Here is a 13,222-nt window from a genome sequence, read left to right on the forward strand (position 1 = left end):
CCGGCGCGGATGGATCCCGGACCGTGCGGGACGGGTCCTTCGATGCGCTGACCAGGGCGACCTCTCCATGTCCGGACCGGATTCGATGTCACTTCCGCGCTCCCTCTCGACGCTGGCATCGCCGGGGCCCGAGGACGTGGTCGGCGGCCGGATGGGCCCCCTCTGGCTGCTGCTCGTGGGGCGCGCCGCCGTCCGCCGCCACTGGCATCTGATCCTGGCGACCGGCCTCGTCTGGTCGCTCCTCGGCCTCGCCGTCGTCGTCGATTCCCTCGACGGGGCGCTCCACGTCCCGGACCGGTGGTTCGGCCTGATCCTGCTCGCCGAGGGCGTGAGTTCGCTGGCGGTGGGCGCGGCCGCCATGGGCGCGGCGCGGCGGCTGCGATTCCTCAAGGGCGGCCTGCTCACGATCATGGCCGTGCTGATCATGATGGCCACGCGGCACAGCACCTTCCTGCTCGCCATGATCTTCGGCATCGCCTTCACGGTGGACGGCGTGGTCCGGATCACGATCGCGGGCCTGCTGAAATTCACGGGCTGGCGGATCTCGGCGGCCCTGGGCGGCCTCAGCGTCGCCTTCGGCCTGTTCCACCTCCAGCCCTGGCCGACCTGGTACGCCGGGACGGTGGGCTACTGCATCGGCATGTTCCTGATCCTGAACGGCGCCAACCTGGCGCTGGTCGGCCTGCGCATCCGGCGTCTGCGGGCGGCGGCCGGGTCCGAGGCGCCGACGGCGACCGACAGCCTGACGGTCCATGTCTGGACCCCGACGGGACAGGCCACCACCCCCGCCAGCCAGCGGCTGATCCGACGCTACGTGGCCTCCGTCGACAAGGCGGGGCGCTACTCCACCGGCCACGCGGCCCTCGAGCAGGGCGGCGACCTCTACATCAGCCACTACCCGGCCGTGGAGATCGACCGCTCGCCCGCCAACCTGCGGTCGAGCCTGCGCGCCGGCCACGAGAACGACGTGCCCGGGCGGTTCCTGCCCTCGCACGCCGACGAGGTCGCGGATTGGTGCGCGGCGACGGTCGCGGTGCCGCTGACCGGCATCGACGCCGCGCGCCTGCGGGCCTTCTGGGCGGCCTACAGCCAGGACACCACCTACAACTTCATCAGCCGCAACTGCTCGACCACGGTCGCGCGGGCGCTCGACGTCGCCGTCGAGGGTGCGTTCAGCCGCGGCGGCCATCCCTGGCGGACGCTCGCCCGGGCGCTCACCACCCCGGAATTCTGGGCCGCTTCCTTCCTGCGCAACGGCGCCCGGTCCATGACCTGGACCCCGGGCCTCGTCCTCGACTACACGCGGGCGCTCAGCGCCCTGGTCGATCCGGCCTCGCCGGTGCCGTCCATCCCGTGGAAGCGGGTCGGCTGGCGGCTCGCGCGCAACTGGCGGGCGCGCGCCCTGGCCCGGCTGAACCCGCTCGCGCGGCGCCCGTCCCTGACGGATGCCGGCCCGACGGGGGCCTGATCGCGCCCCGCGGGGCCGGTCGCGGAGATCGCGGTCAGCGGGGGGGCCGGGCCGCGTCCGGACGGCTGGCGGCGAGATCGGCCGCGATGGCCTGCATCACCGCGAGCGTGTCGATCTCGTCCTGCTCGGCCCCGTGGTCGCTGAGCTTGACGATCACCGTGCCGGTGTCCCGGTTGACGTAGATGTACTGGCCGTAGACGCCGATCGCCGAGATGTCGCCGTCGTCGCCCCCCGGCGCGTGCCACCACTGGGCCGAGTACTGCCAGCCATCGACGTCGCGCCGGGCGGGCGTCAGGATCCGCTCGATCCAGCGCGCCGGGACGATGCGGTTCGCGCCCGTCCGGCCCTGGTCGGCCACCAGCAGGCCGAGGCGGGCGAAGTCCCGGGCCGTCGCGTTGATGCAGCAGAACGCCTTCTCGACGCCGCCCGCCCGATCGAGGTTCCAGGTGGCGTCGGCCTGCGCGCCCATGGGCTTCCAGATCCGGTCCGAGAGGATGTCGGCCAGCGGACGCCCCTCGACGCGGGCGAGGATCAACCCGAGCAGCTCGGTGTCGATGCTGCGGTAGCGGCCCCGGCTGCCGGGTTTGAAGGACAGGTGCGCGTTGTCGCGCACGAAGCCCTCGATGTCCCGGGTCAGGTACATCCCGGCGGTGCCGGTCAGGGGATGCCGGGGGTCGTAGTTCTCCGGCACGGCGATCCCGCTCGCCATGTCGAGGAGGTTGCGCACGGTGATCTGGCCGAAGACCGCGCCGTTCTTCAGCGCGGGCAGCAGGGTGGCGACGCGGTCGGTCTCGGCGAGCTGGCCGCGGGCGATCGCGGCGCCGACCAGGAGCGACACGATGGACTTCGCCACGGACCACGAGGGGAACAGGGTCGCCGGCCCGGTGCCGGGGCGCTGCCATTCGTGGATCAGGACGCCGTCCTGCAGGACCAGGAAGGCGTTGGTGTGGGTCGCCTCCAGGACCGTCATGAGCGGGACCGTCCGCCCCTTCCAGGCGACGCGATCGAGGATCGGGCGCGGCCGCTCCGGCAGGGCGCTCGCCTGCGCGGGCGCCCGGACGATCCGACTCGGGAACCACGGGCCCACCGCCGACGGCTCGATCACCGCGAGCGCCGTGAGGGTGACGGGATCGGGGACGTTGACCAGCGCGGTGGCGGCCCAGGCGCAGCCCGCCGCCGCGGCGGCGCCGGCCGCCGCGATCGCGCCCCAGCGGCGGCCGCGGCCTAGCCGGCGCGCGGGCTCCGAGATCGCGGAGGACGGGGTCATGATGGCTCTGTGTCGCTGCGGGTCGTGACGGTTGCGGGCGTGTCGGCCGCGGCGCGGCCGCCGGCCCGCCGCCACCATGGGCGGGAGGCCTTAACGAACCCCGTCGGCCGGCCGAGAACGGCACCGCACGGGCCGGCCCGGGCCGGGTCATCGGGCGACGGCGATGCGGGTTCGGAAATGTTCATGGATTCCGTGGAGAGATGTCGCGCGCTGGCCGCCCCGATCGCGCGGTCGATCCGAAGCAGACTTGCGCCGGAGGATCTCGCTCTCGTCTGCCCGGATGTCCGATTCGACGCTGGTCCTTACACGCATCGTCCGGCCGGTTCACGAATCTTGCTCAGCCCGAGGGGGGCCTGTGCCATGAATCCGTTCCTGATCCTCGGGCTCGCCATCGGCGCCGAGGTCACCGCCACCCTGGCGCTGAAGGCCGCCGACGGCCTCACGCGGCCGGGGCCGACCGTGATCGTGGCGCTCGGCTACGGCCTCGCCCTGTGGCTGATGTCGACCAGCATGGACATGCTGCCGATCGGCGTCGTCTACGCGATCTGGTCCGGCGTCGGCATGATCGGCGCGGCGCTCGGCGGCGCGTGGCTGTACGGCGAGGCGATCAGCCCGGCGATGCTGGTGGGCATCGCGGTGATCGCCGTGGGCGTCACCATCCTGGCCGCCGGCCAGGGCCAGCACTGACCGGCGCACCCCTTCCGAACCGGCCCACGACCGTCGGGCGGCCGGCCGCCGCCACATCCTCGCCGTGAACGTACAGTCAAGCTCCGTCTGCGCCCTGTCGAGGCGTGGTGCCGCAGCGCTCTTCGGCGTTGTCGCGCGCCGGAGCGAGGCCGAAGGGGTACGGAGCACGCATGCATGCGGGGTAGCGAGAGGACGAAGATTGTTCCTGTTCTGTCCGTGTTGGCCACGGCCTGGAGTCTGGGAGCCTGCAATACGGGCGCGCCGGTGCTCACGACGGGATCGATCCCCGACCGCAAGCCGCCGCTGGTCGTGAGCGATGCCGAGCGCGACTGCCTCGGCCGAGCCATGTACTTCGAGTCGAACCGGAGCGACTCGGACGGGCTGATCGCCGTCGGCACCGTGGTCATGAACCGGCTCGAGAACGCGATCTTCCCGGGCGGAATCTGCGCGGTGGTCGGCCAGCCCGGGCAGTTCGCCCCGGGCGTCCTGACCAAGCCGATGCAGGACAAGGACCTGCAGAAGGTCGCAGACGCCGCCGACGCCGTCCTGGCGGGCGAACGGCACCCGAAGGTCGGCAAGGCGATGTATTTCCACACCGCCGGGCACCACTTCCCCTACACCAACATGCACTACGTGGCCGTCGCCGGAGGCAACGCCTTCTACGAGAAGCGCGATGCCCGCGCGGCCAGGGCGGAGCGGTCCGCGACGCCCGCGACGCCCGCGGCCCCTGCCCTGCCTGCGCTGACCTTCGCGGCCGCACCGTCCGTGCCCACGCCGTAGGGCGCTTCCGCTCCCCCGGCCCGGAGGGACGGCCCCGGCGCCGCGTCCCGGCGTTGCCCCGCACCGAATCCCGCAAACCGCTGCGGCGGCGGATGTCCGCCGCACCCGATGGAGGCACGGGTCGCCCGGCGCCGGGTCCCGGCCGGAGAGATCGGGCCGGCGACAGGCATGGGGTGGGATGGGGCGGTGGACAAGCGGCCAGCTTTGTTTCGTCGCCGGCGGTCGAACCCGGGCCTAACCTTTAGGTTGTATGCTCGGCCACTAGCAGGGTGTCGCGCCGCCATGCCCGATGACGAGGGTTTCGACCGCTTGGCGGACGCTGCCATCCGCGTGCACCGGCTCACGGCCTCGCACGGGACGCCGGCGATGCAACTCCTGTCGCGGTTGCTGCTGATGGAGATCGGCACGGAGATCGCGGCGCGGCGCGAAGCCGACGCGGCGGCCAACGACAACCCGCACGGATCCGAGGAGCCCGACACCTGAGAGCCGCGGCGCCGAGGCGCCGCCGGAACCGGCCTCCGGGCCGGGCCGAATGCCGCCGGCCCGCACGGAACCGCCCGTTTTCATCAGTGAAAGGACGTCGAGCGCTGCGGTAAATCTGTTGATCGGCGCGGCGATCCGAACATGCGTCATTTACACCTGCGGACACCGGCCTAGCTTGCCGGTAGAAACTACCCACGAATCACGGGTCTGCCGCCGATGATCGCGAACCGGGTAGCGCTCGCCTGTGCGCTCCTCCTGCTGAGCATCACGCCGTCGGCCTCCCAACTGCGTCGCCCGATGGCGTGTACGGAGGAGGTGTCGACCGGCCTCGACCCGGTCCCCGCACCGGAAGGGGCGAAGCCCCATAAGGCCCGGACGTTCTCGCTGGTCTCCAGCGGTGGATTGCTGACCGTGATCTCCGCCGGGCGCTCCGACTATTACGAGTGCCAGACCGCGTCGCCGCGCCTGAACGAGCGCACGCCGCGCAACGCCATCAAGTGCCAGAACGGCGTCTATTTCCTGCTGATCGACCTGAACAGGATGAACTTCGTCGAAGCGCAGCTGAATCCCGAGGACCGCAGCGAGATCAAGGTCAGCTACGGCACCTGCCGGGGCGTGTGACACCCTCCCGATCGGATGGGGCGCCGGTCCCCTCCCCTGGCGATCCCTGGCGACCCCTGGCCTGCCCGGGATCGCTCGAGCTTGCGGGGAGAGGCGAGGGCTGGGGGTGCAGAGGCACCGCTGCGCGCGATCCTGCACCACCTCCACGCGGGATCTCCGAACCCCAAGCTCCTCCCCGTGACGGGGGAGGAGCGCGTCGGCGAAAGGCCGTGCGAACGGCGGAGCCCGGGCGGGAGAGGAGGCCGGACGCGCCCGTCCCGTGGCGGCCGGGTGGTGCGGGCTCCGGGTCCCGCTGCGACGCGCCGGTTCGCGCCGGACCGGCACCCGCTTCGGTGGCGGGCGCTCTAATCCATCCGGATCAGGGTGTAGGTGGAGACCGCGATGGCCGCGAGGGTGAGCGCGATCAGCAGCACGGTCACGGTCGAAGGACCGTTCGACGGGTCGCTCATGATGCCGCTCCACGCACGAGAACGCGACGGTTTCTGCCGTTTCGGTCAGGGCCTCATCAGTCAATAGGTCGCCATCGGTGCGGGACATCAGTCTTTGGACCTGTTTCCACCGCAGATTTTCGCAGCCCCGGACCGCCGCGGCCCACGCGCGGGCAAACCCTCCCGGCGGCTGCGGCAGCGTCGCCGCAGAACCCGGCCCGCCCCGGCGTGTTGTTCCCGTGCCGTCGTTACCCATGATCGCGACGGTGCGGCGAACAGGAGCGGTTCTGAGTGCCCCTCGATGCGTACCACCGGCTCGACGTCTGGTCCCTGATGAACGTCTACCGCGCGACCTTCGCCATCATGTGCGAGGCCAATCTCCAGCTGCCCTTCGCGATCGCGGAGGCGTGGGGCCTGAGCCTGCGCGGTTGAGCGGCCCCCGCCCCTGGCTCCGGGCGCGACACCCCGCGGACCTGCGCGGCGTCAGCGGCAGAACTGCTTGGCACCCGGCGTCCACTGGCCGAAGCCCGTGGCGACCATGTTGGTCATGACGCGGCAGATATAGACCTTCTGCGCCGCGTTGTTGTGCGGGCCTGGCCGATCGTGATCGGCGGTCCCTCCGGATCCACCGTCAGGGGCGATCCGCCGGGATCCAGCACCGGACGCCCGCTCAGATCCTGCAGGTCGCCGGCCGGCGTCACCTGCATGCGGCCGTCCCGGGTGTAGACGGGCCCCCGCGGGCCGCGCACGGCCAGCCAGCCGTCGCCCTGGAGGCCGACATCGAGGGGCGAATCCGTCTTGGTGAGCGGCCCCCCCTTGCGCGACAGGAACGTCTCCCCCGGGCTCGCGAACGCGACCTCGCGGCGGCCCGCCTGCGACAGGATCGATTCGAACTTCACCTCCTCGGCGCGGTAGCCCGCCGAGCCGAGATTGGCGACGTTGGTCGCCACCGTGTTCAGGCGCTGTTCGAGCGCGACCTGGGCGGACAGCGCGACGTAGAGCGACGACTGCATGTCAGAAGGCCCTCTGGCGGATGGTCTGCAGCGAGAGCAGGACGTCGGAATCGAGGCCGGAGCCGGAGCCGGTGAGCAGCGAGAGGGCCGGCGTCGGCGCCGGGTCGCTCTTGGCATCCCACCGGATGGTGAACCGCTTGATGAGCGGGTCGAGCTTCGCCGGGTCCTTCAGGCTCGCGATGTCGATCTTCCGCTCGATCGCCTTGGCCTGGCTGTCGAGGCTGCCCTTCGCCGATTCGGGCGGCAGGCCGATCGCGGTCCGCACCACCTCGGCCAGCGCCGGGTCGGCCAGGAGATCGTAGACGGATTTGACCGTCGGCGCCTTGCGCCGGAAGTACAGGGCCAGCCGGACGCCCTGGTTGTCGTCGCCGGCATCCGTCTCGAGGGTCTGCTGGATGTAGGCCTTGACCGTCGCGGAGCGGGGATCGGTCGCCAGCGTCTTGTAGCGGTCGATGAACTGGCTCAGCGTCCGCGGATCGCGGAGCGAGGCGACGCTCAGCGTCTTGGCGAAGGCCTCGGCCTGGTCGTTGATGCTCTGCCCGGCCGTCCCGGGGGGCAGGCCCAGGTCGGTCCGGACGATGTCGGCCAGCACCGGATCGCTGGCGATGTCCGTCGCGGAGGTGACGCCGTTGATCTTGGCCCTGAAGTAGGCCGTGCGCTGCGCGATGTCGGCGTCGGAACCCGCGAAGGTCCCCGTGGGCCGGAAATAGGGATCTACGATCGCCTTCCGGCCCTCGCGGCGGCCCGCCAGGTAGCGGTCGACGAACGCGTTCGCCTGTTCCGGATCCTGGAGCGTCGCGGCGTCGAACTTGCCCTCGATCGCGGCGGCTTTCGCGGCCTCGTCGTCGCTCCACGGCGCGTCGGGCAGGCCGGCCGCGGTCCGCGCCATCCCGTAGAGCTTGTAATCCGACGTGACGTCCGTCGTGGATCTGATATAAGGACGCATATTGTAAAAATATTCGACCTGCCGATCTGTCTCGGAATCGTAGTCGAATCGTTTCTGTGCTGTGGAAATCTTGTTGATATTGCTGCTATCGATCATGTCTTGGATGTCGGGATCGTCCGATTTCTCGATCCGGGCCGGATCCGAACCGAGGCTCCGGAAGTTGAACGCCGCCGCGAAGTCCCTGTACCGGGCGTCCTGCAGCCGGTCGGCCAGGGTGTGGCCGCTCTGGTCGGGTTCCCCGACGAGCACCTTCCGCATGAAGCTCTTGGCCGAGATCATGTCGTCGAGGCCGTAGGCCTTCATGGCGAAGCTGTAGAGTCGGTAGTTCCCGAGGAATTCGTCGAGCGTCTTGATCTGGCCGATATGGTCCTGGAAATACTTTATCTCCGCTCTCGTGGCGGATTCGGAAGCTTTCCTGTCCAGGGATCGCTGCAGATCCGAGCTAATGATCCTGTAATCCGTGAATGTCGAGAGCATGGATCGGATCCTTCATCTGCGGATTTTCGCGATGACATGTTGGACGCTCACGGCAATCTTGATCAGATCGCCGGCAAGATCAAGGGATGACGCGTGAAGAACTCGGTGCGCCGCCCCAGCCCTGCGCAAGCATGGCGCTCTACGGCTCGGACGGTTGATCTTTGGGTTCAAGGGCGGCGCGCGTGGGTGTCATCATCGGCTTGCTGATTGCCGTCGCCTGTGTCGGGGGCGGCTTCTCGGCCATGGGCGGCCATCTGACCGTGATCTGGCAGCCCTTCGAGTTCCTCATCGTCGGCGGGGCCGCGGTCGGGGCCTACATGGTCGCCAACCCGACCAAGGTGGTCCTCGATACCGGCGCCGCGATCCTGGACGCGGCCCTCGCGCGGGTGCCGAAGCAGCGGGATTACCTCGCGCTCCTCGGGCTGCTGTTCGCCCTGACCCGGGAGTTGCGCTCCAAGCCGCGCAACGAGGTCGAGGGCCACCTGGAGAACCCGCGGGACTCGGAGATCTTCAGGGCCTACCCGCCGGTGGCGCGCGACCCGGAGCTGACGCTGTTCATCTGCGACTACGTTCGCCTCATCCTCATCGGCAATGCGCGGCCCTACGAGATCGAGGCGCTGATGGAGGAGGAGATCGCCACGCACCGCGGCGACAGGCTGAAGGTCTACAGCGCGCTGATGAGCATGGCCGACGGGTTGCCGGCCCTGGGCATCGTGGCGGCGATCCTCGGCATCGTGAAGGCGATGGGCGCCCTCGACCAGTCGCCCGCCCTGCTGGGCAGCCTGATCGGCTCCGCCCTGATGGGCACCTTCACGGGCATCTTCGTCTCCTACACGGTGGTCGCGCCGCTGGCCAACAAGGTGAAGGCCACCCGGGACGCGCAGGCGCGGGTCTACGTCATCGTGAAGCAGACGCTGCTGGCCTACATGAACGGCGCCCTGCCGCAGATCGCCGTCGAGCACGGCCGCAAGGCGATCTCGGCCGCCTACCGGCCGACGATCGACGAGGTCGAGGACGCCACGATCACGGGTGCGCCCCGCGGCGAGGCCGCCCTGCGCGAGGCCGCCTGACCATGACCGTGACCATGGACCGGCCACAGGCCGCCAACGACATCCGGGATCGGCTGCTGGACGCGGCGGGCCTCTCGCTCGAACGCCTGCCGATGCTCCACGTGATCCTCGACCGGGTCGCGACCTTCTGCGCGGATCAGCTCCGGCATTTCGCCGCCTCCCCGGTCTACTTCTCGCTGAGCAACGTCGAGAGCCAGCGCTTCGGCGACATCCTCGAACCCTACGAGTCGAACGCGATCGCCGGGATCTTCCAGGCGCCCGAATGGGACAGCCACATCCTGGTCGGCTTCGACCGCGACTTCATCTTCACCATGGTGGAGGTCCTGCTCGGCGCCGACGGGTCCGAGCCGCCCCTCGACGAGGAGCGCTCCTTCTCGAACATCGAGATGCGCATCGCCCAGCGCCTGTTCGAGCAGGTCGGCCGGGCGATGCAATCCGCCTTCGCCCTGGTGGCCGACACCCCGTTCAGGCTCGAGCGCACGGAGCTGCGGATGGATTTCGCGGTGATCGGCCGCCAGAACAATCAGGCGGTGGCGGCGAAGTTTCTGCTTCAGGCGCTCAACCGCGGCGGCGAGATGTTCGTCATCATCCCGCAATCCGTCCTCAACCCGATGCGCCAGAGCCTGGGCCGGATCCTGGTCGGCGAGAGTTCGGCCCGGGATTCCCGGTGGACCAAGCAGATCGCCGGCGAGGTGCGCAAGACCCCGGTGACCCTGAAGGCGATCCTCGAGGAGAAGTATCTGACGCTCGGCGAGATCGCCGGCCTGGAGGTCGGGCAGGTGCTGGAGCTCCGGGCCACCCCGCGCACCCAGGCCAAGCTCGTCGGCAACGACCGCGAGCTGTTCTGGTGCGACGTCGGGCAGGACGAGGGCGGCATCCTCCTGCGCGTGGACCGCTTCGTCGATCAGGACCAGGAGTTTATCGATGATGTTCTCTCTCGCTGAGGCCCTGCTCTTCGCCGCCCTGGTCGCGACCACCGCCTGTCTCGTGCCGATGTACATGCGGCTGAAGCGCCTGGACCGGTATCACGCGCAGTATCGGGACATGGTCGATTGGAGCGCCACCGCGCTCGTCGGGGCGAGCAACGCCGTGCAGGCCTTCGCGCAGGACGGGCGGACCGTCCTGGAGGACCTGAGCCGCGAGATAGAGGCGGCGCAGGCCGCCCTGGCGGAGCTGAGGGCGGAGCGGGCGCGGCTCACGGGGACCGCGCCGTCCGCCGCCGGCAGCCACGATCCCGCCGTCGGCGGCAGCCTGACGAGCGCCTGATGCCGGCCCCCGGCGGAGCCGGCGCGGCCCCCGGCCCCGGCCCCGGCCCGGCCGGCGCGATCCTTCCCATCCTCGGAGACCCGTGATGTCGCCCCCATCAGATCAGCCGAACGCCGATCCCGCGCCCGCCGGCGGCCACAGCGGCGGCCACAGCGAGAGCCTGTTCGCGAAGATCGAGGCCCAGGCCGAGGCCCGGCGCGCCCAGGACGAGCGCCAGGGCGGCGGCCGGAACCTCGACTCGATCCTGCGGATCCCGGTGCTGATGCAGGTGGTCCTCGGCTCGGCCACGATGCCGGTCTCCAACCTGATGAAGCTGGGCCGCGGCGCGATCGTCCCCCTCGATCACCGCGTCGGCGAGCCCGTCGACGTCGTCGTCAACGGCCGCGTCATCGCCCGGGGCGAGGTCGTGGTGGTGGAGGACGACAACTCGCGCTTCGGCGTGTCCCTCACCGAGATCGTCGGTCCCTCGGCGGCCGATCCCAACGGCTGACAGGAGGCATCGCCATGGCCGCAGGCGCGGTGACCAAGGCAGGCCGCAGGGTCCTGACACCGTCCGAGGAGGTCGCGGCCGTCCTCATCGCGATGAACAAGGCCACGGCGAGCCGGCTGATCAAGTACTTCGACAGCGCCGAGCTGAAGCAGATCACCCGTGCGGTCTCGCAGCTCGGGCCGGTGCCGCGGGTCCAGCTCGAGGCGGTCGTCGAGCAGCTGGCCACCCTGTTCGCCGACGGTGCGAACCTCGTCGGGACGGCGCGGGAGATGGAGAAGCTGCTCGAGGGCATCCTGCCCCCCGAGCAGATCTCCGAGCTCATGGCCGACGTCCTCGGGGCGGGGGAGCGCTCGATCTGGGACCGGATCTCCAACGGGTCCGAGACGGCGCTGGCCGCCTACCTCGTGAAGGAACATCCCCAGACGGTGGCGCTGATCCTGTCGAAGGTGAAGCCCGCCTGCGCCGCCCGGGTGATGGCCCAGCTCCCGGCCCCCCTGCGCAACGGCGTGATGCGGCGGATGCTGACCTTCAAGCCGATCGTCGAGGCGACGATGAAGATGATCGAGCAGACGATCCACGAGGACTTCATGATCAACCTGGCGCGCAACGCCGCGGCCGACACCCACTCGCGCATGGCGGACATCATCAACAAGATGGAGCGCCAGAGCATGGAGGAGGTGCTCGACAGCCTCACGCAGTCGCGCCCGAAATCGGCGGAGATCCTGAAGAGCCTGCTCTTCACCTTCGACGACATCATCAACCTGACGCCGCGGGCGCGCACGACCCTGTTCGACCAGATCCCGCACGAGAAGGTCATCCTCGCCCTGAAGGGCACGAGCGGCCCGCTGCGCAGCGTCGTGCTCAGCGCCCTCACGGCCCGCGCCCGGCGCCTCGTCGAGCACGAGCTGGAGGGGGGCGAGCCCGTCTCGCAGCGGGACGTGCTGGAAGCCCGCCGCTTCATCACCGACCAAGCCCTGGAGATGGCGGCCCGGGGCGAGATCGAGCTCAGCGCGGCCGACTCGGATGACACCTACATCCGCTAGGGCCGCGCCCGATCGCGGTGCCATCGGGCACGGCTCACAGCCTTCGTCATAACGCGCTCTCGTGCGCCGAACCGGCGCCCACTTCGGCGGAGAGCACTCGAGAGCGATCCACCCGCATGTCCGAGGATCAGGAGAGCAAGACCGAGGAGGCGAGCGGCAAGAAGATCAGCGACGCGATCGAGCAGGGAAACATCCCGTTCTCGCGGGAGGCCCCGATCTTCGCCTCGATCATGGGCATCCTGGTCTTCCTCGTCTACGGGGCGCGGGATCAGGGCGCTCCGTTCGTGCGGCGGCTCGCGCTGTTCGTCGAGCAGCCGCGCAACTACCCCCTGGAGAACAGCCGGGACGCGATGCACCTCGTCCACGCGCTGGCGCTGGAGATGGGGCGGTTCCTGCTGCCGATCCTGATGATCCTCCTCGTCGCCGGGGTCGCCGCGTCGATCTTCCAGAACGCGCCGCGCATCGTGTTCCAGCGGATCCAGCCGCAATGGTCCCGGATCTCGCCCGCCAGCGGCTGGCGCAAAACGTTCAGTTTACAAGGATTCGTCGAGTTCGGAAAAAGCCTCTTCAAGTTCCTGGCCATCGGCGGCATGTCCTTCATGGTCCTGCGCGCGGACCGCCACGAGATCGTGAATGTCATGTTTGTGGATCCGATCGGGCTGCCCGAATTTCTGCTGACCCTGTCGGTGCGCCTCGTCTCGGCGGTCAGCGTCGCGACCATCGCGCTGGTCGCCGGGGACTTGGTCTGGACCCGGCTGCGCTGGCAGCGCGACTTGCGGATGTCGCGGCAGGAGCTGAAGGACGAGTTCAAGCAGCTGGAGGGCGACCCGCTGGTCAAGGCCCGGATGCGCTCCCTCGCGCAGGACCGCCTGCGCAAGCAGATGATGGCGGCGGTCCCCCGCGCCACCATGATCCTGGCCAACCCGACGCACTTCGCCATCGCGCTGCGCTACGACCAGGGCGAGAACGACGCCCCGATGGTCCTGGCCAAGGGCAGGGATCTGATCGCCCTGCGCATCCGGGAGATCGCCGAGAAGCATCGGATCGAGATCGTCATCGACAAGGCGCTCACCCGGGCGATGTATGACCATGTCGAGGTCGACCGGGCCATCCCGGCGGAATTCTACCGGGCGGTGGCCAATCTCCTCGTCTACGTGATGACGCGGAAGGGACGCTGAGCGGC

15 protein-coding genes and 1 pseudogene are annotated in these 13,222 nt (G+C 69.8%); 12 read left to right on the top strand and 4 right to left on the bottom strand.

Annotated elements, in window-relative coordinates; all coding sequences use genetic code 11:
- Positions 1-85: 85 nt before the first annotated feature.
- A complete protein-coding gene (locus tag MMSR116_RS01240) occupies positions 86-1,468 on the top strand; it encodes a DUF4105 domain-containing protein (RefSeq protein ID WP_010686777.1) in 1,383 nt (460 codons plus the stop codon).
- Between the two features lie 34 nt (positions 1,469-1,502).
- Here the strand turns inward: MMSR116_RS01240 and MMSR116_RS01245 are convergent, their stop codons facing one another.
- Entirely contained in the window at positions 1,503-2,735 is a 1,233-nt protein-coding gene (locus MMSR116_RS01245) for a serine hydrolase domain-containing protein (protein WP_010686776.1), read from the bottom strand.
- A 360-nt stretch (positions 2,736-3,095) separates the two neighbouring features.
- Here MMSR116_RS01245 and MMSR116_RS01250 point away from each other — a divergent pair, with 360 nt between their 5' ends.
- The 5 genes from MMSR116_RS01250 (at position 3,096) to MMSR116_RS01270 (ending at position 6,166) form a co-directional block, all read left to right on the top strand.
- Entirely contained in the window at positions 3,096-3,422 is a 327-nt protein-coding gene (locus tag MMSR116_RS01250; protein WP_010686775.1) for a DMT family transporter, read from the top strand.
- Positions 3,423-3,686: 264 nt separating this feature from the next.
- Positions 3,687-4,202, top strand: a complete 516-nt coding sequence (locus tag MMSR116_RS01255) for a cell wall hydrolase (RefSeq protein ID WP_432419886.1) — start codon at positions 3,687-3,689, stop codon at positions 4,200-4,202.
- 282 nt (positions 4,203-4,484) lie between these two features.
- Complete coding sequence (locus tag MMSR116_RS01260; protein WP_010686772.1) at positions 4,485-4,685, top strand: hypothetical protein; 201 nt, start codon at positions 4,485-4,487, stop codon at positions 4,683-4,685.
- A gap of 216 nt (positions 4,686-4,901) precedes the next feature.
- Positions 4,902-5,306, top strand: coding sequence for a hypothetical protein (locus MMSR116_RS01265; RefSeq protein WP_010686771.1), 405 nt, complete (start codon positions 4,902-4,904; stop codon positions 5,304-5,306).
- A 719-nt stretch (positions 5,307-6,025) separates the two neighbouring features.
- Complete coding sequence (locus MMSR116_RS01270) at positions 6,026-6,166, top strand: hypothetical protein (protein ID WP_010686769.1); 141 nt, start codon at positions 6,026-6,028, stop codon at positions 6,164-6,166.
- 51 nt (positions 6,167-6,217) lie between these two features.
- Here MMSR116_RS01270 and MMSR116_RS31645 read toward each other — a convergent pair.
- From MMSR116_RS31645 to MMSR116_RS01280, 3 genes and pseudogenes are all read right to left on the bottom strand, one after another.
- Positions 6,218-6,328 (bottom strand): annotated as a pseudogene (locus tag MMSR116_RS31645) (transglycosylase SLT domain-containing protein); the annotation flags it as partial.
- Positions 6,280-6,864, bottom strand: a complete 585-nt coding sequence (locus tag MMSR116_RS01275; protein WP_348529333.1) for a flagellar hook-basal body complex protein — start codon at positions 6,862-6,864, stop codon at positions 6,280-6,282. The pseudogene MMSR116_RS31645 and the gene MMSR116_RS01275, both read right to left, overlap by 49 nt.
- Positions 6,749-8,170 carry a DUF1217 domain-containing protein gene (locus MMSR116_RS01280; RefSeq protein WP_010686767.1) on the bottom strand — a complete coding sequence of 474 codons (1,422 nt, stop codon included), beginning with the start codon at positions 8,168-8,170 and terminating at the stop codon, positions 6,749-6,751. Before MMSR116_RS01280 ends, MMSR116_RS01275 begins: the two co-directional genes overlap by 116 nt.
- A 182-nt stretch (positions 8,171-8,352) precedes the next feature.
- Here MMSR116_RS01280 and motA point away from each other — a divergent pair, with 182 nt between their 5' ends.
- The 6 genes from motA to flhB all read left to right on the top strand — a co-directional run bounded on the left by motA (position 8,353) and on the right by flhB (position 13,217).
- On the top strand, positions 8,353-9,240 hold the full coding sequence (motA, locus tag MMSR116_RS01285) for a flagellar motor stator protein MotA (protein WP_010686766.1): 888 nt from the start codon (positions 8,353-8,355) through the stop codon (positions 9,238-9,240).
- A gap of 2 nt (positions 9,241-9,242) precedes the next feature.
- The gene (locus MMSR116_RS01290; RefSeq protein ID WP_010686765.1) at positions 9,243-10,184 is read left to right on the top strand and encodes a flagellar motor switch protein FliM; all 942 of its coding nucleotides are present in this window, start codon (positions 9,243-9,245) and stop codon (positions 10,182-10,184) included.
- Positions 10,165-10,506 carry a hypothetical protein gene (locus MMSR116_RS01295; RefSeq protein ID WP_010686764.1) on the top strand — a complete coding sequence of 114 codons (342 nt, stop codon included), beginning with the start codon at positions 10,165-10,167 and terminating at the stop codon, positions 10,504-10,506. Before MMSR116_RS01290 ends, MMSR116_RS01295 begins: the two co-directional genes overlap by 20 nt.
- A gap of 85 nt (positions 10,507-10,591) precedes the next feature.
- Positions 10,592-10,996, top strand: a complete 405-nt coding sequence (gene fliN, locus MMSR116_RS01300) for a flagellar motor switch protein FliN (RefSeq protein WP_010686763.1) — start codon at positions 10,592-10,594, stop codon at positions 10,994-10,996.
- Positions 10,997-11,010: 14 nt separating this feature from the next.
- Positions 11,011-12,039, top strand: coding sequence for a flagellar motor switch protein FliG (locus MMSR116_RS01305; RefSeq protein WP_010686762.1), 1,029 nt, complete (start codon positions 11,011-11,013; stop codon positions 12,037-12,039).
- 116 nt (positions 12,040-12,155) lie between these two features.
- Positions 12,156-13,217 (top strand): flagellar biosynthesis protein FlhB, encoded by a 1,062-nt coding sequence (gene flhB / locus MMSR116_RS01310; protein ID WP_010686761.1) that lies wholly within the window; start codon positions 12,156-12,158, stop codon positions 13,215-13,217.
- Positions 13,218-13,222: the final 5 nt, after the last annotated feature.

This window comes from Methylobacterium mesophilicum SR1.6/6 (assembly GCF_000364445.2).
In the GTDB taxonomy this organism is placed as follows: Bacteria; Pseudomonadota; Alphaproteobacteria; order Rhizobiales; family Beijerinckiaceae; genus Methylobacterium; species Methylobacterium mesophilicum_A.